This is a genomic window from Amycolatopsis coloradensis, assembly GCF_001953865.1.
GTDB classification, from domain to species: domain Bacteria; phylum Actinomycetota; class Actinomycetes; order Mycobacteriales; family Pseudonocardiaceae; genus Amycolatopsis; species Amycolatopsis coloradensis.
Window position 1 is genome coordinate 702,018 of the sequence record NZ_MQUQ01000015.1, and the last position, 22,855, is coordinate 724,872.

16 protein-coding genes are annotated in these 22,855 nt (G+C 67.0%); 15 read left to right on the forward strand and 1 reads right to left on the reverse strand.

The window, feature by feature from the left end:
* The first annotated feature begins 174 nt into the window (after positions 1-174).
* The 13 genes from rplJ (at position 175) to BS329_RS29070 (ending at position 13,083) form a co-directional block, all read left to right on the forward strand.
* A complete protein-coding gene (rplJ, locus tag BS329_RS29010; RefSeq protein WP_020633288.1) occupies positions 175-726 on the forward strand; it encodes a 50S ribosomal protein L10 in 552 nt (183 codons plus the stop codon).
* 48 nt (positions 727-774) lie between these two features.
* Positions 775-1,161, forward strand: a complete 387-nt coding sequence (rplL, locus tag BS329_RS29015; RefSeq protein ID WP_076164375.1) for a 50S ribosomal protein L7/L12 — start codon at positions 775-777, stop codon at positions 1,159-1,161.
* Between the two features lie 508 nt (positions 1,162-1,669).
* On the forward strand, positions 1,670-2,839 hold the full coding sequence (locus BS329_RS29020; RefSeq protein WP_076164376.1) for an ABC transporter ATP-binding protein: 1,170 nt from the start codon (positions 1,670-1,672) through the stop codon (positions 2,837-2,839).
* A 38-nt stretch (positions 2,840-2,877) separates the two neighbouring features.
* A complete protein-coding gene (locus BS329_RS29025) occupies positions 2,878-3,630 on the forward strand; it encodes an MlaE family ABC transporter permease (protein WP_143253247.1) in 753 nt (250 codons plus the stop codon).
* A gap of 3 nt (positions 3,631-3,633) precedes the next feature.
* Positions 3,634-4,470 carry an MlaE family ABC transporter permease gene (locus tag BS329_RS29030; protein WP_076164380.1) on the forward strand — a complete coding sequence of 279 codons (837 nt, stop codon included), beginning with the start codon at positions 3,634-3,636 and terminating at the stop codon, positions 4,468-4,470.
* On the forward strand, positions 4,467-5,804 hold the full coding sequence (locus BS329_RS29035; RefSeq protein WP_084750274.1) for an MCE family protein: 1,338 nt from the start codon (positions 4,467-4,469) through the stop codon (positions 5,802-5,804). The genes BS329_RS29030 and BS329_RS29035 overlap by 4 nt, the downstream gene beginning before the upstream one ends.
* Positions 5,801-6,832: an MCE family protein gene (locus tag BS329_RS29040; RefSeq protein WP_076164382.1), complete on the forward strand. Its 1,032-nt coding sequence runs from the start codon at positions 5,801-5,803 to the stop codon at positions 6,830-6,832. The genes BS329_RS29035 and BS329_RS29040 overlap by 4 nt, the downstream gene beginning before the upstream one ends.
* Positions 6,829-7,815: an MCE family protein gene (locus BS329_RS29045; RefSeq protein WP_076164521.1), complete on the forward strand. Its 987-nt coding sequence runs from the start codon at positions 6,829-6,831 to the stop codon at positions 7,813-7,815. Before BS329_RS29040 ends, BS329_RS29045 begins: the two co-directional genes overlap by 4 nt.
* Positions 7,812-8,990: an MCE family protein gene (locus BS329_RS29050; protein ID WP_076164384.1), complete on the forward strand. Its 1,179-nt coding sequence runs from the start codon at positions 7,812-7,814 to the stop codon at positions 8,988-8,990. Before BS329_RS29045 ends, BS329_RS29050 begins: the two co-directional genes overlap by 4 nt.
* Positions 8,990-10,207: an MCE family protein gene (locus tag BS329_RS29055; RefSeq protein WP_143253227.1), complete on the forward strand. Its 1,218-nt coding sequence runs from the start codon at positions 8,990-8,992 to the stop codon at positions 10,205-10,207. The genes BS329_RS29050 and BS329_RS29055 overlap by 1 nt, the downstream gene beginning before the upstream one ends.
* On the forward strand, positions 10,207-11,472 hold the full coding sequence (locus BS329_RS29060) for an MCE family protein (protein ID WP_076164386.1): 1,266 nt from the start codon (positions 10,207-10,209) through the stop codon (positions 11,470-11,472). The genes BS329_RS29055 and BS329_RS29060 overlap by 1 nt, the downstream gene beginning before the upstream one ends.
* 31 nt (positions 11,473-11,503) lie before the next feature.
* Positions 11,504-12,025, forward strand: coding sequence for a hypothetical protein (locus tag BS329_RS29065; RefSeq protein WP_076164388.1), 522 nt, complete (start codon positions 11,504-11,506; stop codon positions 12,023-12,025).
* An 83-nt stretch (positions 12,026-12,108) separates the two neighbouring features.
* The gene (locus BS329_RS29070; protein ID WP_076164389.1) at positions 12,109-13,083 is read left to right on the forward strand and encodes a hypothetical protein; all 975 of its coding nucleotides are present in this window, start codon (positions 12,109-12,111) and stop codon (positions 13,081-13,083) included.
* Between the two features lie 65 nt (positions 13,084-13,148).
* Here BS329_RS29070 and BS329_RS29075 read toward each other — a convergent pair whose 3' ends face one another.
* The gene (locus tag BS329_RS29075; protein WP_084750277.1) at positions 13,149-14,390 is read right to left on the reverse strand and encodes a hypothetical protein; all 1,242 of its coding nucleotides are present in this window, start codon (positions 14,388-14,390) and stop codon (positions 13,149-13,151) included.
* Between the two features lie 716 nt (positions 14,391-15,106).
* Here BS329_RS29075 and rpoB point away from each other — a divergent pair.
* Together rpoB and BS329_RS29085 are read left to right on the forward strand one after the other, a co-directional pair.
* Positions 15,107-18,607, forward strand: coding sequence for a DNA-directed RNA polymerase subunit beta (rpoB, locus tag BS329_RS29080; RefSeq protein WP_076164393.1), 3,501 nt, complete (start codon positions 15,107-15,109; stop codon positions 18,605-18,607).
* 89 nt (positions 18,608-18,696) lie between these two features.
* Positions 18,697-22,608, forward strand: coding sequence for a DNA-directed RNA polymerase subunit beta' (locus BS329_RS29085; RefSeq protein WP_076164395.1), 3,912 nt, complete (start codon positions 18,697-18,699; stop codon positions 22,606-22,608).
* The last annotated feature ends 247 nt before the right edge of the window (positions 22,609-22,855 follow it).

Here is a 22,855-nt window from a genome sequence, read left to right on the forward strand (position 1 = left end):
TGGCTTGGAGAACGAAGGCCCCGCTAGGGCGGGCGACCCGCGCAGGAGGAACGAGGCTCGCTCGCGACGTTATCCGTCGCTTGCCCTGACGCCCCGCGCCTGTCTGCGCTGGGGCGTTTCGTCGTTTCAGGGCTCTCAAGGCCAGTGGACCACTAGCCAAGAGAGGAGGCGACCATGGCGAAGCCCGACAAGGAGGCGGCCGTCGCCGAGATCGCGGAGAGCTTCCGCAGCAGCTCGGCCACAGTCGTTACCCAGTACACCGGCCTCTCCGTGTCCCAGCTGTCCCAGCTGCGCCGCGCTCTCGGCACCAGTGCCAAGTACCGGGTCGCGAAGAACACCCTCGTCAAGCGTGCCGCCACGGACGCCGGCATCGAGGGCCTTGAAGACCTGTTCGTCGGCCCGACCGCCATCGCCTTCGTCGAAGGTGAAGCTGTTGACGCCGCGAAGGCGCTTCGCGACTTCGCGAAGGACAACAACGCGCTTGTGATCAAGGGCGGCTTCATGGACGGCAAGACGCTGTCCGTGGACGAGATCAACAAGATCGCCGATCTCGACAGCCGTGAGGTCCTGCTCGCCAAGGCGGCGGGCGCGTTCAAGGCGAAGCTGTCCCAGGCCGCCGCGCTGTTCCAGGCGCCGGCGTCCCAGGTCGCTCGCCTGGCTGCCGCGCTGGAGGAAAAGCAGCGCAACGCCGGTACCGAAGCAGCCGAAGCACCCGCCGAGAGCTGAACACCCCCCACCCCGAACTTTTAGTTCGTTTCAGAGAGGAAAGCCACCATGGCGAAGCTGAGCACCACCGAGCTGATCGACGCCTTCAAGGAGCTCACCCTTCTTGAGCTGTCCGAGTTCGTGAAGGAATTCGAGGACACCTTCGACGTGACCGCGGCCGCCCCGGCTGCCGTCGTCGCCGCCGCGCCGGGTGCCGCTGCCGCCCCGGCCGCCGAGGAGCAGGACGAGTTCGACGTCGTTCTCGAGTCCGCTGGTGAGAAGAAGATCCAGGTCATCAAGGTCGTCCGTGAGGTCGTCTCGGGCCTGGGCCTGAAGGAGGCCAAGGAGCTGGTCGAGGCCGCTCCCAAGGCCCTCCTGGAGAAGGTCGACAAGGAGGCCGCCGAGGCCGCCAAGGAGAAGCTCGAGGCCGCGGGCGCCAAGATCGCCATCAAGTGATCTCGGGCGCGTCAGCGCCTACCGCAGCACCGTCGAAGGGGCGGGCATCCAGCACGGATGCCCGCCCCTTCGCTGTCCCCGGCCTCCTGCGCGCTTCGACTTTCGCGGGCTAAGTGTGACGCGTAGCCACGCTAAGCACCTGAGCCCCCAGGTGCGTTTCGCCCCCTAATCGCGATCCGGGGCCAGGGGTGGGAGGGGCCCGGCGGCAGGTCCGCTGACCTGCGTTTAGCCCCCTAATCGCGACGCGGCAGCGCGCTGACCTGGGCGAGGGGGCGTCGTGGATCTGCGGGTGGAAGTGACGTGCACTACGGTGCTGCAAGCGGTGCACGGGCTGCGCGAAAAGTTACCCGCGGGTCTGGCCAGAAAAGAAAACTGGTGAGTAACCTGTTCGCACTCAGCTCGTTGCACCTGGTTGACGCGGGTATCGCTGCGCGGACGCATGCGCCCTCCCGAGCCAGTGGGACGGGAAGGCAGTGCGCGACGACGCGGAACAGCTCCTGGAGGTGCGATGGGTGCCGAGGTGGTCATCGAAGGTCTGAGCAAGTCCTTCGGTAAGCAGGCCATCTGGCGGGACGTCACGCTGACCCTGCCTCCGGGCGAGGTTTCGGCGATGCTCGGTCCGTCCGGAACCGGTAAGTCCGTCTTCTTGAAGTCGATGATCGGTCTGCTCAAGCCGGACCGCGGCCGTTGCATGATCAACGGCGTCGACATCGTGACGTGCTCCGAACACCAGCTCTACGAGGTGCGCAAGCTCTTCGGCGTCCTCTTCCAGGACGGCGCGCTCTTCGGCTCGATGAACCTCTACGACAACGTGGCGTTCCCTCTGCGCGAGCACACGAAGAAGTCGGAGACCGAGGTCCGCCGGATCGTCCTCGAGAAGCTCGAGATGACCGGTCTCAACGGCGCCGACAAGAAGCTGCCCGGCGAGATCTCCGGCGGTATGCGCAAGCGCGCCGGCCTCGCCCGCGCCCTGGTGCTCGACCCGCAGATCATCCTGGTCGACGAGCCGGACTCCGGCCTCGACCCGGTCCGCACCACCTACATCTCCCAGCTCTTCCTCGACGTCAACGCGCAGATCGACGCGACGTTCCTGATCGTCACGCACAACATCAACCTCGCCCGCACCGTCCCGGACAACCTGGGCATGCTCTTCCGCAAGGAACTGGTCATGTTCGGCCCGCGTGAGGTGCTGCTGACCAGTGAGGAGCCGGTCGTCAAGCAGTTCCTCAACGGCAAGATGGACGGCCCCATCGGCATGAGCGAGGAGAAGGATTCGGCCCAGCTCGCCGCCGAGCGCGCGATGTTCGAGGCCGGTCACCACTCGGGCGGTGTCGAGGACGTCAGCGGGGTGCCGCCGCAGATGCAGCCGACGCCGGGCGTGCCGACGCGGATGGGCGCGGTCCGCCGCAAGGACCGCGTCATGCAGATCCTCTCCGGTCTCCCGCACGAGGCGCAGCAGAGCATCATCGAGTCGCTCTCCACGGAGGAGCAGCAGCGCTACGGCGTCCGCCCGCAGCGGCTCGCCGCCGCGGGACATCGTTCGCAGCAGAGCGACGGCTCTATGCCGAACCACCACCAGGGGCGGCTGCCCGACGACCAGGTCGCCCACATCCCGCATCCGGGAAGACCGGGCAACCACCGCATGCGGCCACATGATCCGGGGTCAGGTGGCGCGTGAGCTCTCCCGCTTCATCGGCGAAGATCCCCGGCATCGGCATGGTGCGCGAGACCGGGAACCTGTTCGCTCTCGGCCTCGACATCGTTCGTGGCATCTTCCAGCGCCCGTTCCAGCTGCGGGAGTTCATCCAGCAGGCCTGGTTCATCGCCAGCGTCACGATCCTGCCGACGGCGCTCGTCGCGATCCCGTTCGGCGCGGTCATCTCGCTGCAGTTCGGTTCGCTCGCCCGCCAGCTCGGCGCCCAGTCCTACACGGGCGCCGGGTCGGTGCTCGCCACCGTGCAACAGGCCAGTCCGCTGGTCACCGCGCTGCTGGTCGCGGGCGCCGGCGGTAGCGCGGTCTGCGCGGACATCGGCGCGCGGACGATCCGTGAAGAGATCGACGCCATGGAGGTGCTCGGCGTCTCCGCGGTGCAGCGGCTGATCGTGCCGCGGGTGCTCGCGATGATGCTGGTGGCGCTCCTGCTGAACGGCATGGTCAGCGTCATCGGTGTGCTCGGCGGGTACTTCTTCAACGTCGTCCTCCAGGGCGGGACGCCGGGCGCGTACCTGGCGAGCTTCTCCGCGCTGGCCCAGCTCCCGGACCTCTGGGTCGGCGAGCTGAAGGCGCTGATCTTCGGCTTCATCGCCGCGGTCGTCGCCTCCTACCGGGGACTGAATCCGTCCGGCGGCCCGAAGGGCGTCGGGGACGCGGTGAACCAGGCTGTGGTCATCACGTTCCTCATGCTGTTCGTGGTGAACTTCGTGATCACGCTGATCTACCTGCAGATCGTGCCCGGAAAGCTGGACTGACGCATGACCTTCCTCACCCGCGCCAAGGGGGTTGCCAACCGTCCTTTGCAGACACTGGACAACCTCGGCGACCAGATGTCGTTCTACGGCCGCGCGTTGTTGTGGACGCCGCGGACGCTGCGCCGCTACACCAAAGAGGTCCTGCGGCTGCTGGCCGAGGTGAGTTTCGGTTCCGGCTCGCTCGCCGTCATCGGCGGCACGGTCGGCGTCATGGTCGGCCTGACCTTGTTCACCGGTGTTCTCGTCGGCCTTCAGGGTTACTCGGCGCTGAACTCGATCGGCACCTCGGCCTTCACCGGCTTCCTGACCGCGTTCTTCAACACCCGTGAGATCGCGCCGCTGGTCGCGGGCCTCGCGCTGTCGGCGACGGTGGGCGCCGGGTTCACCGCCCAGCTGGGCGCGATGCGGATCTCGGAGGAGATCGACGCGCTCGAGGTCATGGGTGTGCCGAGCCTGCCGTACCTGGTGACCACGCGGATCATCGCCGGTTTCGTCGCGGTCATCCCGCTGTACGTGATCGGCCTGCTGAGTTCGTATCTGGCGTCCCGGCTGGTCGTTATCTATATCTACAACCAGTCAGCGGGTACCTACGACCATTATTTCGACCTGTTCCTACCACCACAGGATGTGTTGTATTCGTTCATCAAGGTGCTGTTGTTCAGCGTCTTGATCATCCTGTCCCATTGCTATTTCGGATACCGGGCCTCCGGTGGTCCCGCCGGTGTCGGCGTGGCGGTCGGCAAGGCGGTCCGGCTGAGCATCGTCACGGTGTCCATCATGAACTTCTTCATCGGTTTCGCGATCTGGGGAACCGACGTCACGGTGAGGATCGCAGGATGATCGCGACAGTCCGGCGCAGGCTTCTCGGTCTGTTGCTTGTCGCCTTGCTCATCGGCGGGGTGGCCTTGAGCATCGCGCTGTACCAACGCGCTTTCACGCCCGTGGTGAGCGTGAAGCTCCAGTCGGGCAGCATCGGGAACCAGCTGCTGAAGCAGTCGGACGTGAAGGTCCGCGGGCTCATCGTCGGTTCGGTGAAGGACATCGCCGCGACGACGGAGGGCGCCGAACTCACGCTCGCGCTGAATCCGGAGTCGGCGAAACTGATCCCCCAGAACGTTTCCGCGCGATTCCTGCCGAAGACGTTGTTCGGTGAGCGTTTCGTTTCCCTCGAAATCCCGGAAGTCCCCTCGGCGAAGACGATCGCCGAGGGCGACGTGATCACGCAAGACCGCACGTCCAGCGCCGTCGAACTCGAGCAGGCCTTCGCCCATTTGATGCCGGTGCTTCAGGCGGTTCAGCCGCAGAAGCTTTCGAGCACGCTTTCGGCGATCTCCACCGCGCTCAACGGCCGCGGCGACCAGCTCGGCGACACCCTCGCGCAGCTCGGCACCTACGTCGGCGACCTGAATCCCCACGAGCCCCAGCTCCAGCAGAACCTCAAGGAGCTGGCCGAGTTCTCGGACAACCTCAACGCCGTCGCCCCGGATCTGGTGCAGACCTTGGACAACCTGAGCACGACCACGCGCACCGTGGCCGACCAGAAGATGAACCTGCAGAACCTCTACGGCAGCGTCACCCAGGCTTCGGTCGATCTGCAGACGTTCCTGCGGAACAACGCCGACAACCTGATCCGCCTCGCCGACAGCGCCCGCCCGACGGCGGAACTGCTGGCGAAGTACGCGCCGGAGTACCCCTGCGTGATCGGGCAGATGGCCGCCAATCTGCCGAAGATCGACAAGGCGCTCGGCAAGGGCACGAACCGGCCCGGTCTGCACGCGACCATCGAGGTCACCGTCAACCGCGGGCCGTACCTGCCCGGCAAGGACGAGCCGCGGTTCGAGGACAAACGCGGTCCGCGCTGCTACGACCTGAAGCAGTTCCCGGACCCGTTCCCGCAGTACCCGCCGGACGGCCCGATCAAGGACGGCAGCACGGTCAAACCGCCGGCGCGGTCGGCCAACGACGGCCTTTCACCCTCGAACGGTTTCGCCAACGTAGGCGGTTACAACGGCGGGGGAGCGCCCGGCGGTAGCCCGTCCTACAGCACTTCCGAATCGGACTTCCTCGCGCAGCTGGTCGCCCCGCAGGTCGGCATGGCCGCCTCGGACGTGCCCGGCTGGGGCTCGCTGCTCGTCGGGCCGCTCTATCGGGGAGCGGAGGTGCACGTCCAGTGAGGGGACTGCTCGCACCGCTGATCAAGCTCTGCGTCTTCGTCGTGATCACCGTGCTGTTCACGACGATCCTCGGGATCAGCATCGCCAACATCAACACCACCAGCACCAACGCCTACAAGGCGCGCTTCAGCGACGCGACCCTGGTGCTGCCCAACGACGACGTCCGTATCGCGGGCGTCCGGGTCGGGCAGGTCAAGGAGGTCCGCATCGTCGACCGCCGCCAGGCCGAGATCGAGTTCGAAGTGGACGCCGGCCGCAAACTGCCCGCCGGGGTGACCGCGCAGATCAAGTTCCGGAACCTGGTCGGCCAGCGCTACCTCTCGCTCGGGCAGGGCACCGACTCCTCCGGTAAGACGCTGGAGCCCGGCGGCAACATCCCGCTGGAGCGGACCACGCCCGCGCTCGACCTGACGCAGCTGTTCAACGGCTTCAAGCCGCTGTTCACCGCGCTCAACCCGGACGACATCAACAAGCTGTCCTACGAGGTCATCCAGGTCTTGCAGGGTGAAGGCGGCACGATCGAAAGCCTGCTGCGGCACACCGCGTCGCTGGCCACCACGATCTCCGACAAGGACCAGGTGATCGGTGAGGTCATCGACAACCTGAACTCGGTGCTCGACACGGTCAACGCGCATACGCCGCAGCTGAACGACCTGATCGTCAAGTTGCAGCAGCTGGTGTCGGGGCTGGCCGCGGACCGCGAGCCGATCGGCGACGCCATCGCTTCGCTCGGCACCCTCGCCCAGACGACGTCCGGCCTGCTCGGCGAGGCGCGCGAGCCGCTCAAGCAGGACATCGCCGCGCTCGGCACGCTGACGAAGAACCTCAACGACAGCCAGCCGATCGTCGAGCACTTCATCCAGTTCATGCCGCAGAAGGTGACGGCGCTGACCCGCACCGCCGACTACGGCTCCTGGTTCAACTTCTTCGCCTGTGAACTGACGGGAGCCGTCGCCCTGCCTCCGCTGATCAACGAGCCGATCAACCTGCCGCTGCTGCCGGTGAACCGGGCGAGGTGCACGGCATGAAGTCGTTCCGGAAACGCAATCCGATCCCGATCGCGCTGGTCGGTGTCTCGGTGCTGCTGCTCGGTTTCCTCGCCGCGCTCAACTCCGAGGACCTGCCGGTGATCGGCGGTGGGACGACCTACAGCGCGGACTTCAGCGAGGCTTCGGGCCTGCAGGAGGACAACGACGTCCGGGTGGCCGGGGTGAAGGTCGGCAAGGTCTCCGAGATCAAACTCGACGGCGACAAGGTCCGGATCTCCTTCAAGGTCAAGGACGCCTGGCTCGGCGACAAGACCAGCGCGGCGATCAAGATCAAGACCGTGCTCGGCCAGAAGTACCTGGCGCTCGACCCGCAGGGGCAGCGCACGCTCGACCCGAGCGCGACCATCCCGCGCGATCGCACGGCGTCGCCGTTCGACGTACTCGACGCCTTCCGCGGGCTTTCGCAGACCGTCGACGACATCGACACCGCGCAGCTGGCGAAGAGCTTCGACGTCATCACGGAGACCTTCGCCGACACCCCGGCCGACGTGAAGGGCGCCCTGAACGGCCTTTCCCGGCTCTCGGACACGATCGCGTCGCGGGACTCGCAGCTCTCGACCCTGCTCGCGAACACGCGTCAGGTCTCGCAGACGCTCGTCGACCGCGACGCCGAGTTCCAGAAGCTCCTCACCGACGGCAACAAGCTGCTCGGCGAGGTGTCCCGGCGCAAGGACGCGATCGCCGCGCTGCTGGACGGCTCGCGCAACCTCGCCACCCAGCTCAAGGGCCTGGTCGACGACAACGACGCGCAGCTCGACCCGGTGCTCACCCAGCTCGACCAGCTGACCTCGATGCTGCAGCGCAACCAGGACGCCCTCGGCCAGGGCATCGCGCGGTTCGCGCCGTTCATCCGGGTGTTCACGAACACGATCGGCAACGGCCGCTGGTTCGACAACTACATCTGCGGACTGGTCCTGCCGTCGTTCGGGCCGATCAACGAGAAGGGGTGCTACGAGAAATGAGTACCCGTCTCGGAGCGGGCCTCGCCCGCGGTTTCACCATCGCGATCGTGCTCGCGCTGGTGGTCGCCGGCGCGCTGTGGTGGACGCTCAAGGACGCCGGGCGCAACCACCTGACCGCCTACTTCGCCGGCGCCGTCGGCCTTTACGAGGGCAACAGCGTCCGCATGCTCGGCGTCGAAATGGGCACGATCACCAAGATCCAGCCCATGGGCAACCAGGTCCGCGTCGAACTCGAATACGACCGCACGGTGGCGGTGCCCGCCGACGCGAAGGCGATCATCGTGTCGCCGTCGCTGGTCAGCGACCGCTACGTGCAGCTGGCCCCGGCCTACAAGGGCGGCCCGCGGATCGACGACGGCGCCGTCATCGGCCTCGATCGCACCGAGGTCCCGCTGGAGGTCGACGAACTCGCCGCCAGCCTTTCGCGGGTCAGCAAGTCGCTCGGCCCCAACGGCGCCAACAAGAACGGGTCGCTGTCGAACCTGCTCGACACCGCCGCGAAGAACTTCGACGGCAACGGGCAGGCACTGCACGACACGATCACGAAACTCGGCCAGGCCGCGGGCACGTTGTCCGGGAACAAGGACGACCTGTTCAAGACCGTCGAAAACCTCGGCTCTTTCTCGCAGACGCTGGTGAACAGCGACAAGCAGGTCCGCGACTTCGAGCGACAGCTCGCCGACGTCAGCGGATTCCTCGCGGGGGAGCGGGAAAACCTCGCGGCCACGGTGAAACAGCTGTCCGACACGCTCACCGCGGTGCAGGCGTTCATCGAGAAGAACCGCGACCGGCTCAAGTCCAATGTGGACAAGCTGGCGAGCGTGACCAAGGTGCTCGTCGACCAGCGCGGCGCGCTCGCCGAGATCCTCGACGTCGCCCCGGTCGGCCTCGGGAACCTGGTCAACACCTACAACGCCTCGTCGGGCACGCTCGACGCGCGGGCCAACCTCAACGAACTCACCCAGCCCCCGCTGGTGATGGTGTGCAACCTGCTCAAGCAGACCCCGGACGCGCTCGACGCGCTGGGCGACGCGTGCAAGGGGGTCGCCGGTCTGGTCGACGGGTTGGTGCCGCTGCCGTCGATCGCGCAGGTGATCCAGTCCTCGCAGGCGGGCGAGCTGCCGCCGCTTCCGCTCCCCATCGCGGGTCAGCTCTACGGATCGGCGGCGAAGTGATGCGCTGCAAGAAGACACTGCGGAAGCTCGCTCTGGTGGCCTGCGGAACGGTGGCGGCGCTGACGTTGAGCGGTTGTGCCTTCAGCGGGATCTACGACATCCCGCTGCCCGGTGGCGCCGAACTCGGCGACCACCCGTACACCGTCAAGGTGCAGTTCCGGGACGTGCTGGACCTGACCCCGCAAGCCGGGGTGAAGGTCAACGAGGTCTCCGTCGGCCGCGTCGAAGCGATCGGGCTGACCCAGGACGGCTGGAACGCCGAGGTCACCGTCCGGGTCAACGGCGACGTGAAACTGCCGGCGAACGCGCTGGCCAACGTCAGACAGTCGAGCCTGCTCGGTGAGAAGTACGTCGAGTTGGCCGCGCCCGCCGACGGTCAGGGCAAGCTCGCCGACAACGCGGTGATCCCGCTGGCGCGCACAAACCGCAGCGTCGAGGTCGAAGAGCTGCTCGGCGCGCTTTCGCTGCTGCTCAACGGTGGCGGCGTGGACCAGCTCAACACCATCACCAAGGAACTCAACAACGCCACCAGCGGCCGCTCACCGGAGCTCAAGGCGCTGCTGAACAACACCAACCAGCTGGTGACGAACCTGGACAAGCAGTCCGCGAACATCACACGCGCGCTCGACGGGCTCAACCGGCTCTCGCTGACGCTGAACGGCCAGAAGGACAAACTGGTCGGCGCGGTCGACAACCTCGGCCCCGGTCTCGGTGTGCTGGAGCAGCAACGCGGTCAGCTGGTCACCATGCTCAACGCGCTCAACCACCTTTCCGGCGTCGCCGTCGACACCGTGAACAAGAGCAAGGAAGACCTCGTCGCCGACCTCAAGGCCTTGCGGCCGACGCTGCAGAAGCTCGGCGAAGCGGGCTCGGATCTGCCCAAGGCGCTGGAGATCCTGCTGACCTTCCCGTTCAGCGACGCCGCGTACGAGGGCGTCAAGGGCGACTACTTCAACCTGTTCGCGAAGGTCGACCTGAACCTGAACGAGATCCTCAAGAACCTCGGCCGCAGCCGCGAGAACCCGCTCAAGGACGTCGTCCCGGTGCCGGGGCTGACCGGCGGGACCGAGGGACCCGGCGTGAACCCGCCGCTGCCGATCCCCGACAGCGTCGGCGGTGTCGCGGGCAGTCAGGCGAGCGCGCCGCAGGGCGGTGGGCAGCCGCGACAGACCGGACCCGCCGGGATCTTCGGCCTGCTTTCGGGAGGTGCGGGCTGATGCTGCTCCGCAGGACGAAACTCCAGCTGGTCGCGTTCGCGATCATCTCCATCGTCGCGATCGTGTACGCGCTGATCCGGTTCGCCGGTCTCGGCCAGGTCTTCGGCGACGAGGGCTACACGGTGAAGCTCGAACTCAAGCAGTCGGGCGGCATCTTCCAGAACGCCGAAGTCACTTACCGCGGCTTCAACATCGGCCGGGTCGGCGAACTGCGCCTGACCAAGGCCGGGCTGGAAGCCGATCTCAACATCGCGCCCGACGCCCCGCAGGTGCCCGCCGATCTGGACGCCGTGGTCGCGAACCGGTCGGCGGTCGGCGAGCAGTTCGTCGACTTGAGGCCCAAGGGAGAGAAGGGCCCGTTCCTGAAGCCGGGTTCGGTCATCCCGGCCGACAAGGTGAAGACACCGGTGCCCACCGAGCAGCTCATCGGTGACCTCGACAGCCTCGCGGCGTCGGTGCCGACCGACTCGCTGCGCAAGGTCGTCGACGAGTCGTACAACGCCTTCAACGGCACCGGCCCGGATCTGCAGCGGCTGCTCGACACCGCGCGCAGCTTCACCGCGACCGCGCAGGAGTACCTGCCGCAGACCATCCAGCTGCTGGAAAAGGGCGGGCAGGTCCTCGACACGCAGAACGACATGGCGAGTTCGATGAAGTCGTTCAGCGCGGACCTCAACAAACTCTCCGGCACGCTGAAGAACTCCGACGCCGACATCCGGAAGCTGATCGGGATCACCCCGCGGGTGGCGACCCAGATCAGCGAGGTGCTGGCGGAATCGGGGCCGGGGCTGGGCGCGCTGACCGCGAACCTGCTCACGACGTCGAACCTGCTCGTGACCCGGCTCGACGGACTCGAACAGGGCCTGGTGACCTATCCGATGCTCGCGGCGGGCGCCAACAGCGTCGCCAACGACGGCACCGCGCACCTGGGCCTCGCGCTCAACCTGTTCAACCCGCCTTCGTGCACCAAGGGCTACATCGGCCTCGACAAGTACCGCGAAGGCACCGACACGGCGCCTCGCCCGCCGAAGGACGACGCGTACTGCGCCGAGCCGAAGGGCAGCCCGATCAACGTGCGCGGTTCGCAGAACGTGCCGTACAACGGTGTCCCGCAGATCCCGTCGCAGGGTGACGTCGCCGCCAACGCGGGCCGGTCGGCCGAGGAGCTGGCCAGCCTGCGCGCTGCACAGGGCATGCCGAGCGTCCTGCAGAGCCCGGGGGTCAGCCTGGCCAGCCTCGGTGCGCTGCTGGGCCTGCCCGGCTGAGCCCGAGACCGTATACCTACCCTGGAGTGTCATGAGTTCTTCTCGATCGCGGACCCTGGTCCTGGGGGCGGCGGCGTTCGCCCTGGCCGCCTTCGTCGCCGCGGCGATCTTCGGTGTCATGTGGGCCGTGGCCGCCTCCGACGACAACGCCGATCTCGCGCGTTCGCGTGACGACGTCGTCAAGGCGGGCGGCACCGCGATCAAGGCGTACACCGAGGTCGACTTCGAGAACCTCAACGACTTTTTCGAGCGGCAGAAGACCGTGTCCGACGACAAGATGGCCGAGCAGCTGAAGCAGCTGGAACCGACCTATCGCAAGGCGCTCAGTGACGCGAAGACCAAGGTCGTGACCACGATCCAGGACATCGCCGTCGAGGAACTCGACGATCACGAGGGCAAGGCGAGCTTCCTCGCCGCCATCACCACGCAGGTCACCCAGGGCGACAAGGCGAGTTCGAAGGCGTTGCGCCTGGAGGTCTCGATGACCCGGGTCGGCGATGAGTGGAAGCTGTCCGGGATCGACAACGTGCCCCTCGTCGCGGCCGGCCAGTAAGAGCGTCACCCAGAACGGAGTCCGTAGTGCCCTCCTCCCGCCGCCAGCCCCCTCGCAGCACCCCGCCGGTGCGCCGCCCCCGGGTGGCCGGTCTGCGACGGCCCGGTTCCTCTCCCGCTTCCGAGGTCGACACGGCTCCTTCGGTGGAGGAGACGCCCGAGGTGAAGCCGGCGCCGGTTCGGCGTCCTTCGCCGCGGCCTGCTCCGCGTCCGGCGCCTGAGCCTGTCGAGGTCGCTGAGGAGTCTGCTGAGGTCTCTGAGGCTGCTGAGCCTGAAGTGGCCGCTGTCGAGGCTCCTGAGAGCACTGAGGCCGCTGAGGAGGTCGCTGAGGAGGAGGTTGTCGCGAAGCCGAGCCCGCGCGCGAAGGCCCGGGCGGTCGCCGAGGCGAAGCCGGACGACATCGAAGAGGCTGAAGCCGAGGTCGCTTCCGAGGCCGACTCCGATTCCGACTCCGACGAGAAGCCCGGCAAGGCGAAGAAGCCGTTCTCCGGGCAGCTGATCCTGGCGAGCGCGCTGGTCGTCGTCGGGCTGTTGCTGGCCGCGTCCGCAGTGGTGTTCAAGATCCAGGCCGACGACGTGTCGAGTTCGACGGACAACACCGCGCTGCTGGACGTCGCGAAGACCGCGCAGGTCAAGGACCAGGTCGCGAAGGCGACCGAGGCGCTGTTCTCGTACGACTACAACAACATCGCGAAGACCGAGACCGCGGCGGGCGATCTGCTGGTCAACGACGAGGTGCGGGCGAAGTACAACCTGCTGATGGGCGAGGTCAAGCGGCTGGCCCCGCAGCAGAAGATGGTCGTGACCTGCAAGGTCACCCGCAGCGCCGTCATCCGGCTGGAAGGCGACCGGGCCGACGTGATGGTGTTCGTCGACCAGAGTTCGACGCGGGCCGACACGAACAAGACGACCGCCGGGAGCGCGCAGCTGCACTTGAACGCGGAGCTGCAGGGCGACAAGTGGAAGATCACGGCGATGAACACCTACGCCGCTCCGCCCAACCCGGCCGCTTCCTCGGCCCCCGCCGCACCCCCCGCCTCGCCCGCCCCCTCGAAGTAGCCCGCGGCCTCGGACCGGATCGCGTTTAGCCCGCTAAACGCGATCCCGGCCCCACTGACCTGCGTTTAGCGGGCTAATCGTGACGTGTCGCTGCGTTGACCAGGGGGTTGCACGCCGTCGCTCGACCGGAGCTTGAAGCTCGCCTTTCGCGCCTTCTTGGCCATCGTCCGGTCCGGATGTTCCACGCCGACGACATTCAGGAGTTCGAGTCTGTCCGGGTGGCCAGAGGACGTCAGCAGGTCCACGATGTCGAACCCGTCGTCCATGTCGGCGAGCTGATGAACGAACGCGCCGAGCGCGTGCATTGCCGCGAAGTGGTCGGTCATCCCGAGGATCACCTCGTCGCGGGTGATCGTTTCCGGGCCGACCGCTCCACGTTCGGAAAGCCACATCGCGGCGACCGCGCCGATCAGACCGCCTTCGGTTCGGACTCCCGCGGCGGTCTCAAGACCGATTTCGCCGGTTTCCCCGAGCGCGATCAAGGCGAACAGCCGTTCTTCGGGAAGCCGCGCCGCGCGGAGGAACTCGCTCGCTTCCACTGCCGCGCCTGAGGGTGACCGGTGCCGGACCCAGGACTTCAGCTCCGCGTCGATGATCTCCGGCGCGGCGTCGATGAGGTGTGGGCTCAGCTCATCGAGACTCGCTTCCGCGGCGTCACCGATGACCGGCGCGTCGATTCCGGCTTCGCGGAGTTGCCTGTTGATCGCCCAGACGGCGATCGGGGTGAGGCTGACGAGGACCGGGGAGGGATCAGGCTTGCCTGCGATCTCGGCGATCCTCGCGAGCCCGGCCGCGTCCGCGGTGTCCTGCTCGATCGCGCCGAGCCGTCCCAGCAAGTCCAGCGTGACGACTGTCGCGTACCGCGTCGACTCACTGGGTGCCTGCCCGAGATCGAGGGTCGAAGCCAAGATCTCGAAGAGAAGCTCGACCGGCACCGGGACCGGATCCGACTGGTAGAGCGTGAGGGAGATCGAGGTGACCAGTTGGGGGAACAGCATCCCGAAGGCCAGCGGAACGGCAGCGTCTTGGGAAGCGATGCCGCACCCGGCTTCACCGATCGTCGAATACAGCCGCTCCCAGAGCTGGAGAGGGTCGTCGAGGAGCTTCGCGTTCTTCTTGACGGGCACATGCTTGCCCTTGAAGACCCGAACCAGCCCGGCCGCCTCCGCCCAGCGAGAGAACAGTTCGCCGTCCGGCTCGCTGTTCTCGTCCAACCCGGCGACGTATCCGCGGAGATCGTCGAGGAGGAGACTCCGCTCCGCGGCCAGCCGCAGCTCGGCCTCCGGCCGCAAGAAGACCGGGGACATTGCCGGCGTCACCTCGGCACCGGCGTCCTGCTCGCACATTTCGCACACGCGGCCCAGTCTGGCAGCGCCCGGCGGAGTACGTTCAGCGGGCTGATCGCGATGCCGCCCAGGCGCGTCGCGTTTAGCCCGCTAAACGCGATCCCCGCGCCTCCCTGTGCGCCGCACCAGAAGACTCACCGGCCACAACCGCCACAAGATCCAACCCGTCCCGGGACTGCCCCGCCCCGGCCCGGTGACTCTCCGGAACGACCCCCGGCGGGAGCGCGATTAGCCCGCTAAACGCAGGTCGGCGCCCCAAGGCCGTCACCTGCGGGTACCGGGCGGTAACCAGGATGACCGTCCGGTAAAGCCCTCGTCACGGCGCTACTTCGACGCTGCGCCAACCGGCGGGTCCGCCGCGCGGCATCTTGACTCAGAGCCCGCGTGGGGTCACGCTTACTGCCAACGGTGAGAACCGGCGGTGCCCTTGCGGGAGGGACGGTCCGGGGAAGCCGAGGAGAGGCATTCCTGAAGACGTTGCGATGCAGGCTGGGCCCCATCGGGAGCGCCCCCTGGACAGACCGCGACGTTCGGGCTAGACTGCTTCTTTGCGCTGCCCTCTTTCAGGCTGCCCGGAGCCGGTAGTTAGGATAGTGGGCACACGGCACCCTTGACAGTCCGCATCAGCTGTTGCTGACGCGGCTGCTCACCGCTCATTGTCCCCGGAAGGACGCATCTTGGCAGTCTCTCCCGCGAACCAGGCCACTGCTGCGACCACCTCGGCTGTATCTCGCTCGGAGTCCACGGGAATCCCGGGAGCCCCCAAGCGGGTCTCCTTCGCAAAGATTCGCGAGCCGCTCAGCACCCCGAACCTGCTCGACGTGCAGATCAGGTCGTTCGAATGGTTCACCGGCGACGAGGCGTGGTTCGAACGCCGCGTCGAAGAAGGTGAAGAAAACCCGGTCGGCGGCCTGGAAGAGGTCCTCAACGAGATCTCGCCGATCGAAGACTTCTCCGGATCCATGTCGCTGTCCTTCTCCGACCCGCGCTTCGACGAGGTCAAGGCCTCCGTCGAGGAGTGCAAGGACAAGGACATGACGTACGCGGCCCCGCTGTTCGTGACCGCCGAGTTCGTGAACAACAACACCGGCGAGATCAAGAGCCAGACGGTCTTCATGGGCGACTTCCCGGTGATGACCGACAAGGGCACCTTCGTCATCAACGGCACCGAGCGTGTCGTCGTGTCCCAGCTGGTCCGTTCGCCGGGTGTGTACTTCGACAGCAGTGTCGACAAGACCACCGACAAGGACGTCTTCAACGTCCGCGTGATCCCGAGCCGGGGTGCCTGGCTCGAGTTCGACGTCGACAAGCGCGACACCGTCGGCGTCCGCATCGACCGCAAGCGCCGCCAGCCGGTGACCGTGTTGCTGAAGGCGCTGGGCTGGACCACCGAGGCGATCCGCGAGCGTTTCTCCTTCTCGGAGACGCTGCTCGCCACCCTCGAGAAGGACCACACCGCCGGCACCGACGAGGCGCTGCTCGACATCTACCGCAAGCTGCGCCCGGGCGAACCCCCCACCAAGGAGAGCGCGCAGACGCTGCTGGAGAACCTGTTCTTCAAGCCGAAGCGCTACGACCTGGCCAAGGTCGGCCGGTACAAGGTCAACAAGAAGCTCGCCCTCACCACGCCGTACGACACCGGGACGCTGACCGAAGAGGACATCGTCTCGACGATCGAGTACCTGGTCCGCCTGCACGCGGGCGAGGACAAGGTCACCGTCGGCGACCAGACCATCCCGGTCGAGACCGACGACATCGACCACTTCGGCAACCGCCGTCTCCGCACCGTCGGCGAACTCATCCAGAACCAGATCCGCGTGGGTCTGTCCCGGATGGAGCGCGTCGTCCGTGAGCGGATGACCACGCAGGACGTCGAAGCGATCACGCCGCAGACCCTGATCAACATCCGTCCCGTCGTGGCGGCGATCAAGGAGTTCTTCGGCACTTCGCAGCTGTCGCAGTTCATGGACCAGAACAACCCGCTGTCGGGGCTGACGCACAAGCGTCGTCTGTCCGCCCTCGGCCCGGGTGGTCTGTCGCGTGAGCGCGCCGGCATGGAGGTCCGTGACGTCCACCCGTCGCACTACGGCCGCATGTGCCCGATCGAGACGCCGGAAGGCCCGAACATCGGCCTGATCGGTTCGCTCTGTTCGTACGCGCGGGTCAACCCGTTCGGTTTCATCGAGACCCCGTACCGCAAGGTCGTCGAGGGCCGCGTCACCGACCAGGTCGACTACCTCACCGCGGACGAGGAAGACCGGTTCGTGAAGGCGCAGGCCAACGCGCCGATCTCGGAAGACGGCACCTTCGTCGAAGACCGCGTCCTGGTCCGTAAGAAGGGCGGCGAGGTCGAGCTGATCGACCCGCTGGACGTGGACTACATGGACGTCTCGCCGCGACAGATGGTCTCGGTCGCGACGGCGATGATCCCGTTCCTCGAGCACGACGACGCGAACCGCGCGCTGATGGGCGCGAACATGCAGCGTCAGGCCGTGCCGCTGCTCCGCAACCAGGCGCCGTACGTCGGCACCGGGGTGGAGCTGCGTGCCGCGGTGGACGCCGGTGACGTGCTCGTCGCCGAGCAGTCCGGTGTCGTCGAGGAGCTCTCGGCCGACCTGATCACGATCATGCACGACGACGGCACGCGGAAGAGCTACGGACTGTACAAGTTCCGCCGCTCGAACCACGGCACCTGCTTCAACCACCGCCCGATCGTCAACGAGGGCGACCGGGTCGAGCAGGGTCAGGTCATCGCCGACGGCCCGTCCACCGAGAACGGTGAGATGGCGCTCGGCAAGAACCTGCTCGTCGCGGTCATGCCGTGGGAGGGCCACAACTACGAGGACGCGATCATCCTCTCGGAGCGCCTGGTGCAGGACGACGTGCTCACGTCGATCCACATCGAGGAGCACGAGATCGACGCCCGCGACACCAAGCTGGGCGCCGAGGAGATCACCCGGGACATCCCGAACGTCTCCGAGGAGGTCCTGGCCGACCTCGACGAGCGCGGCATCATCCGCATCGGTGCCGAGGTCCGCGACGGCGACATCCTGGTCGGCAAGGTCACGCCCAAGGGTGAGACCGAGCTGACCCCGGAAGAGCGCCTGCTCCGCGCGATCTTCGGCGAGAAGGCCCGTGAGGTCCGCGACACCTCGCTGAAGGTGCCGCACGGCGAGACCGGCAAGGTCATCGGCATCCGCGTGTTCTCGCGCGAGGACGACGACGAACTGCCCCCGGGCGTCAACGAACTGGTCCGCGTCTACGTGGCCCAGAAGCGGAAGATCCAGCCGGGCGACAAGCTCGCCGGCCGCCACGGGAACAAGGGTGTCATCGGCAAGATCCTCCCCGCCGAGGACATGCCGTTCATGGAGGACGGCACGCCCGTCGACATCATCCTGAACACCCACGGTGTCCCGCGTCGTATGAACATCGGCCAGGTCCTGGAACTCCACCTGGGCTGGCTGGCGTCGCAGGGCTGGAAGATCGAGGGCAACCCCGACTGGGCGAAGAACCTCAACGAGGAGCTGTACGACGTCGACCCCGGCACGAACACCGCCACCCCGGTGTTCGACGGCGCCAAGGAAGACGAGCTGACCGGCCTGCTCGGTGCCACCAAGCCGAACCGCGACGGTGAGCGCATGGTGAAGCAGAACGGCAAGGCCACGCTGCTGGACGGCCGCTCCGGCGAGCCGTACCCGTACCCGGTCGCGGTCGGCTACATGTACATCCTGAAGCTGCACCACCTCGTCGACGACAAGATCCACGCCCGGTCCACCGGTCCGTACTCGATGATCACGCAGCAGCCGCTGGGTGGTAAGGCGCAGTTCGGTGGCCAGCGCTTCGGTGAGATGGAGTGCTGGGCGATGCAGGCGTACGGCGCCGCATACACCCTGCAGGAGCTCCTGACCATCAAGTCGGACGACGTGGTCGGCCGCGTGAAGGTGTACGAGGCGATCGTCAAGGGGGAGAACATCCCCGAGCCGGGTATCCCCGAGTCGTTCAAGGTGCTCCTGAAGGAGCTCCAGTCGCTCTGCCTCAACGTCGAGGTGCTGTCCAGCGACGGCGCCGCGATCGAGATGCGCGACTCCGACGACGAGGACCTCGAGCGCGCCGCCGCCAACCTCGGCATCAACCTGTCCCGCAACGAGTCGCCCTCGGTGGACGACGTCGTGCACTGACGGCTGTCCGAGGCGGGGCCTGCCTCCCGTGGGCCCCGCCTCGACCGCCAACCCCTCTAGTCGACTCAACCCCAAGGGGATGCAAAGACGTGCTGGACGTCAACTTCTTCGATGAGCTCCGCATCGGCCTCGCCACCGCCGACGACATTCGTCAGTGGTCCTTCGGTGAGGTCAAGAAGCCGGAGACCATCAACTACCGGACGCTCAAGCCCGAGAAGGACGGCCTCTTCTGCGAGAAGATCTTCGGCCCGACCCGGGACTGGGAGTGCTACTGCGGTAAGTACAAGCGGGTCCGCTTCAAGGGCATCATCTGCGAGCGCTGTGGCGTCGAGGTCACCCGCGCCAAGGTGCGCCGTGAGCGGATGGGCCACATCGAGCTGGCCGCTCCCGTCACCCACATCTGGTACTTCAAGGGTGTTCCTTCCCGCCTCGGCTACCTGCTCGACCTGGCGCCGAAGGACCTCGAGAAGATCATCTACTTCGCGGCCTACGTGATCACCGGTGTGAACACCGAGCTGCGGCACAACGACCTGCCGACCCTCGAGAACGAGATCGGCGTCGAGCGCAAGAACCTCGAGACCAAGCGTGACGCGGACATCGAGGCACGGGCGCAGAAGCTGGAAGCCGACCTGGCCGAGCTGGAGGCGGAGGGCGCCAAGTCCGACGTCCGCCGCAAGGTCAAGGAAGGCGGCGAGCGCGAGATGCGTCAGCTGCGTGACCGCGCCGGTCGCGAGCTGGACCGTCTCGAGGAGGTCTGGACGACCTTCACCAAGCTCGACGTCCGTCAGCTGATCGCCGACGAGCTGCTCTACCGCGAGCTCATCGACCGCTACGGCGAGTACTTCACCGGCGGCATGGGCGCGGAGGCCATCCAGAAGCTGGCCACCGAGTTCGACGTCGCGGCCGAAGCCGACAACCTGCGCGACACCATCCGCAACGGCAAGGGGCAGAAGAAGCTCCGCGCGCTGAAGCGGCTCAAGGTCGTCGCGGCCTTCCAGGCCACCGGCAACGACCCGCGCGGCATGGTGCTCGACGCCGTCCCGGTGATCCCGCCGGACCTGCGCCCGATGGTCCAGCTCGACGGTGGCCGGTTCGCCACCTCCGACCTGAACGACCTCTACCGCCGGGTCATCAACCGGAACAACCGGTTGAAGCGGCTGATCGACCTCGGCGCGCCCGAGATCATCGTCAACAACGAGAAGCGGATGCTGCAGGAGGCCGTCGACGCGCTGTTCGACAACGGCCGCCGCGGCCGCCCGGTCACCGGTCCCGGTAACCGCCCGCTGAAGTCGCTGTCCGACCTGCTCAAGGGCAAGCAGGGCCGGTTCCGCCAGAACCTGCTCGGCAAGCGTGTCGACTACTCCGGCCGTTCCGTCATCATCGTCGGCCCGCAGCTGAAGCTGCACCAGTGCGGTCTGCCGAAGGACATGGCGCTCGAGCTGTTCAAGCCGTTCGTCATGAAGCGGCTGGTCGACCTGAACCACGCGCAGAACATCAAGTCCGCCAAGCGGATGGTGGAGCGCTCGCGCCCGCAGGTGTGGGACGTGCTCGAAGAGGTCATCACCGGCCACCCGGTGATGCTGAACCGTGCGCCGACCCTGCACCGCCTCGGTATCCAGGCCTTCGAGCCGCAGCTGGTCGAAGGCAAGGCCATCCAGCTGCACCCGCTGGTCTGTGAAGCGTTCAACGCGGACTTCGACGGTGACCAGATGGCCGTGCACCTCCCGCTTTCCGCGGAGGCGCAGGCCGAGGCCCGCATCCTGATGCTGTCGGCGAACAACATCCTTTCGCCGGCGTCGGGCCGCCCGCTCGCCATGCCGCGGCTGGACATGGTGACCGGTCTGTTCCACCTGACCCGTCTCACCGAGAAGGCCGAGGGTGCCGGCAACGCGTACTCCTCGCCCGCCGAAGCGATCATGGCGTACGACCTCAAGGCGCTGAGCCTGCACGCCCCGGTCAAGATCCGCATCGTCGACCGTCAGCCCGCCAAGGCCGACGAAGCGAGGCTCGCGGAGAAGGGCTGGGAGCCGGGCAAGGCTTGGCTGGCCGAGACCACTCTTGGCCGCGTGCTGTTCAACGAGCTGCTGCCGGCGGACTACCCGTTCATCAACGAGCCGATGCCGAAGAAGCGTCAGGCCCTGATCGTGAACGACCTTGCCGAGCGCTACTCGATGACGCAGGTCGCGCAGACCCTGGACCGCCTGAAGGACGCCGGTTTCTACTGGGCGACCCGCTCGGGTGTCACGGTCGCGATCTCCGACGTGCTGGTCCCGACGGGCAAGAAAGCCATTCTGGACGAGTACGAAGGCAAGGCCGACCAGGTCGAGAAGCGGTACCAGCGTGGTCAGCTGTCGCACACCGAGCGCAACAACGAGCTCGTCAAGGTGTGGACGCAGGCCACCGAAGAGGTCCACAAGATCATGGAGACGGCGCTGCCGGACGACAACCCGATCGCGATGATCGTGAAGTCGGGCGCGGCGGGCAACATGACGCAGGTCCGGTCGCTGGCCGGTATGCGTGGTCTGGTGTCGAACCCGAAGGGTGAGTACATCCCGCGTCCGATCAAGGCCAACTTCCGTGAAGGCCTGTCGGTGGCGGAGTACTTCATCGCGACGCACGGTGCCCGTAAGGGTCTGGCGGACACGGCGCTCCGTACCGCCGACTCGGGTTACCTGACCCGTCGTCTGGTGGACGTGTCGCAGGACGTCATCGTCCGCGAGGTCGACTGTGGCACCACCCGCGGCATCAACATGCCGATCGGCGAGGACATCGGCGACGGCAAGGTCCTGCGTGACCAGCACGTCGAGACCAGCGTGTACGCGCGGAACCTGGCGACCGACGCGGTCGACGCCAAGGGCAACGTCGTGCTCAACGCCGGTGACGACATCGGCGACCCGGCACTGGACAAGCTCATCTCGAGCGGGATCTCCAAGGTCAAGGTGCGTTCGGTGCTGACCTGCGAGTCGGCCGTCGGTATCTGCGCCACCTGCTACGGCCGGTCCATGGCCACCGGTCAGCTCGTCGATGTCGGCGAGGCCGTGGGTATCGTCGCGGCCCAGTCGATCGGTGAGCCGGGTACGCAGCTGACGATGCGTACGTTCCACCAGGGTGGTGTCGCCGGTGACGACATCACGACCGGTCTGCCCCGTGTCCAGGAGCTGTTCGAGGCCCGGGTCCCGAAGGGCAAGGCGCCGATCGCCGACGTCGATGGCCGGGTGCGCATCGAGGAGAGCGAGCGGTTCTGGAAGATCACGCTGATCCCGGACGACGGCAGCGAAGAGATCGTCTTCGACAAGCTGTCCAAGCGTCAGCGGCTCGCGAACACCCCGAACGGCCCGCTGGGCGACGGTGACCGCGTCAACGTCGGTCAGCAGCTGCTCGAAGGCACGCCGGACCCGCACGAGGTCCTGCGGGTCATGGGGCCGCGCGAGGCGCAGATGCACCTGGTGGACGAGGTCCAGAAGGTGTACCGGGCGCAGGGTGTGTCGATCCACGACAAGCACATCGAGGTCATCGTGCGGCAGATGCTGCGCCGCGTGACGATCATCGACTCCGGTGCCACGGACTTCCTGCCGGGCGAGCTGCCCGAGCGGACCAAGTTCGAGGCGAAGAACCGGGCGTCGGTCGCCGAGGGTGGCGAGCCCGCTTCGGGTCGCCCGGTGCTGATGGGGATCACGAAGGCCTCGCTGACCACGGACTCGTGGCTGTCGGCGGCCTCGTTCCAGGAGACCACGCGTGTCCTGACCGACGCGGCCATCAACGGCCGTTCGGACAAGCTCGTGGGCCTCAAGGAGAACGTGATCATCGGTAAGCTGATCCCGGCCGGTACCGGGATCAACAAGTACCGCAACATCCAGGTGCAGCCGACCGAGGAGGCGCGGGTCGCCGCTTACGCGATCCCGTCCTACGACGACGGCTACTACACCCCGGATGTGTTCGGCTCCACGCCGGGCGCCGCGGTGCCGCTGGACGACTACGACTTCGGCCGCGACTTCCGCTGATCGAAGCGAATCCACGAGAAGGGCCCTCGCCATTCGGCGGGGGCCCTTCCCGTTTGCGCCCCCCGACTCGCGTTCAGCGGGCTAATCGCGCTCCGGCGGCAGGGGGAGCGACTTGCGTTTAGCGGGCAAAGTGCGATCTGGCCGCCAGGGGAGCGACGCCGCCCGGATCGCACTTTGCCCGCTGAACGCGTTCCGGAGCGACGCGGCCCGGATCGCGATTAGGGGGCTAAACGCGAGTCGGCGGGCG

What these genes read in the sequence shown, in the direction of transcription:
- rplJ (WP_020633288.1), top strand. Translation starts at nt 175, where the DNA reads ATGGCGAAGCCCGACAAGGAGGCGGCCGTCGCCGAGATCGCGGAGAGC.
- rplL (WP_076164375.1), top strand. Translation starts at nt 775, where the DNA reads ATGGCGAAGCTGAGCACCACCGAGCTGATCGACGCCTTCAAGGAGCTC.
- BS329_RS29020 (WP_076164376.1), top strand. Translation starts at nt 1,670, where the DNA reads ATGGGTGCCGAGGTGGTCATCGAAGGTCTGAGCAAGTCCTTCGGTAAG.
- BS329_RS29025 (WP_143253247.1), top strand. Translation starts at nt 2,878, where the DNA reads ATGGTGCGCGAGACCGGGAACCTGTTCGCTCTCGGCCTCGACATCGTT.
- BS329_RS29030 (WP_076164380.1), top strand. Translation starts at nt 3,634, where the DNA reads ATGACCTTCCTCACCCGCGCCAAGGGGGTTGCCAACCGTCCTTTGCAG.
- BS329_RS29035 (WP_084750274.1), top strand. Translation starts at nt 4,467, where the DNA reads ATGATCGCGACAGTCCGGCGCAGGCTTCTCGGTCTGTTGCTTGTCGCC.
- BS329_RS29045 (WP_076164521.1), top strand. Translation starts at nt 6,829, where the DNA reads ATGAAGTCGTTCCGGAAACGCAATCCGATCCCGATCGCGCTGGTCGGT.
- BS329_RS29050 (WP_076164384.1), top strand. Translation starts at nt 7,812, where the DNA reads ATGAGTACCCGTCTCGGAGCGGGCCTCGCCCGCGGTTTCACCATCGCG.
- BS329_RS29055 (WP_143253227.1), top strand. Translation starts at nt 8,990, where the DNA reads ATGCGCTGCAAGAAGACACTGCGGAAGCTCGCTCTGGTGGCCTGCGGA.
- BS329_RS29060 (WP_076164386.1), top strand. Translation starts at nt 10,207, where the DNA reads ATGCTGCTCCGCAGGACGAAACTCCAGCTGGTCGCGTTCGCGATCATC.
- BS329_RS29065 (WP_076164388.1), top strand. Translation starts at nt 11,504, where the DNA reads ATGAGTTCTTCTCGATCGCGGACCCTGGTCCTGGGGGCGGCGGCGTTC.
- BS329_RS29075 (WP_084750277.1), bottom strand. Translation starts at nt 14,390, where the DNA reads ATGTCCCCGGTCTTCTTGCGGCCGGAGGCCGAGCTGCGGCTGGCCGCG.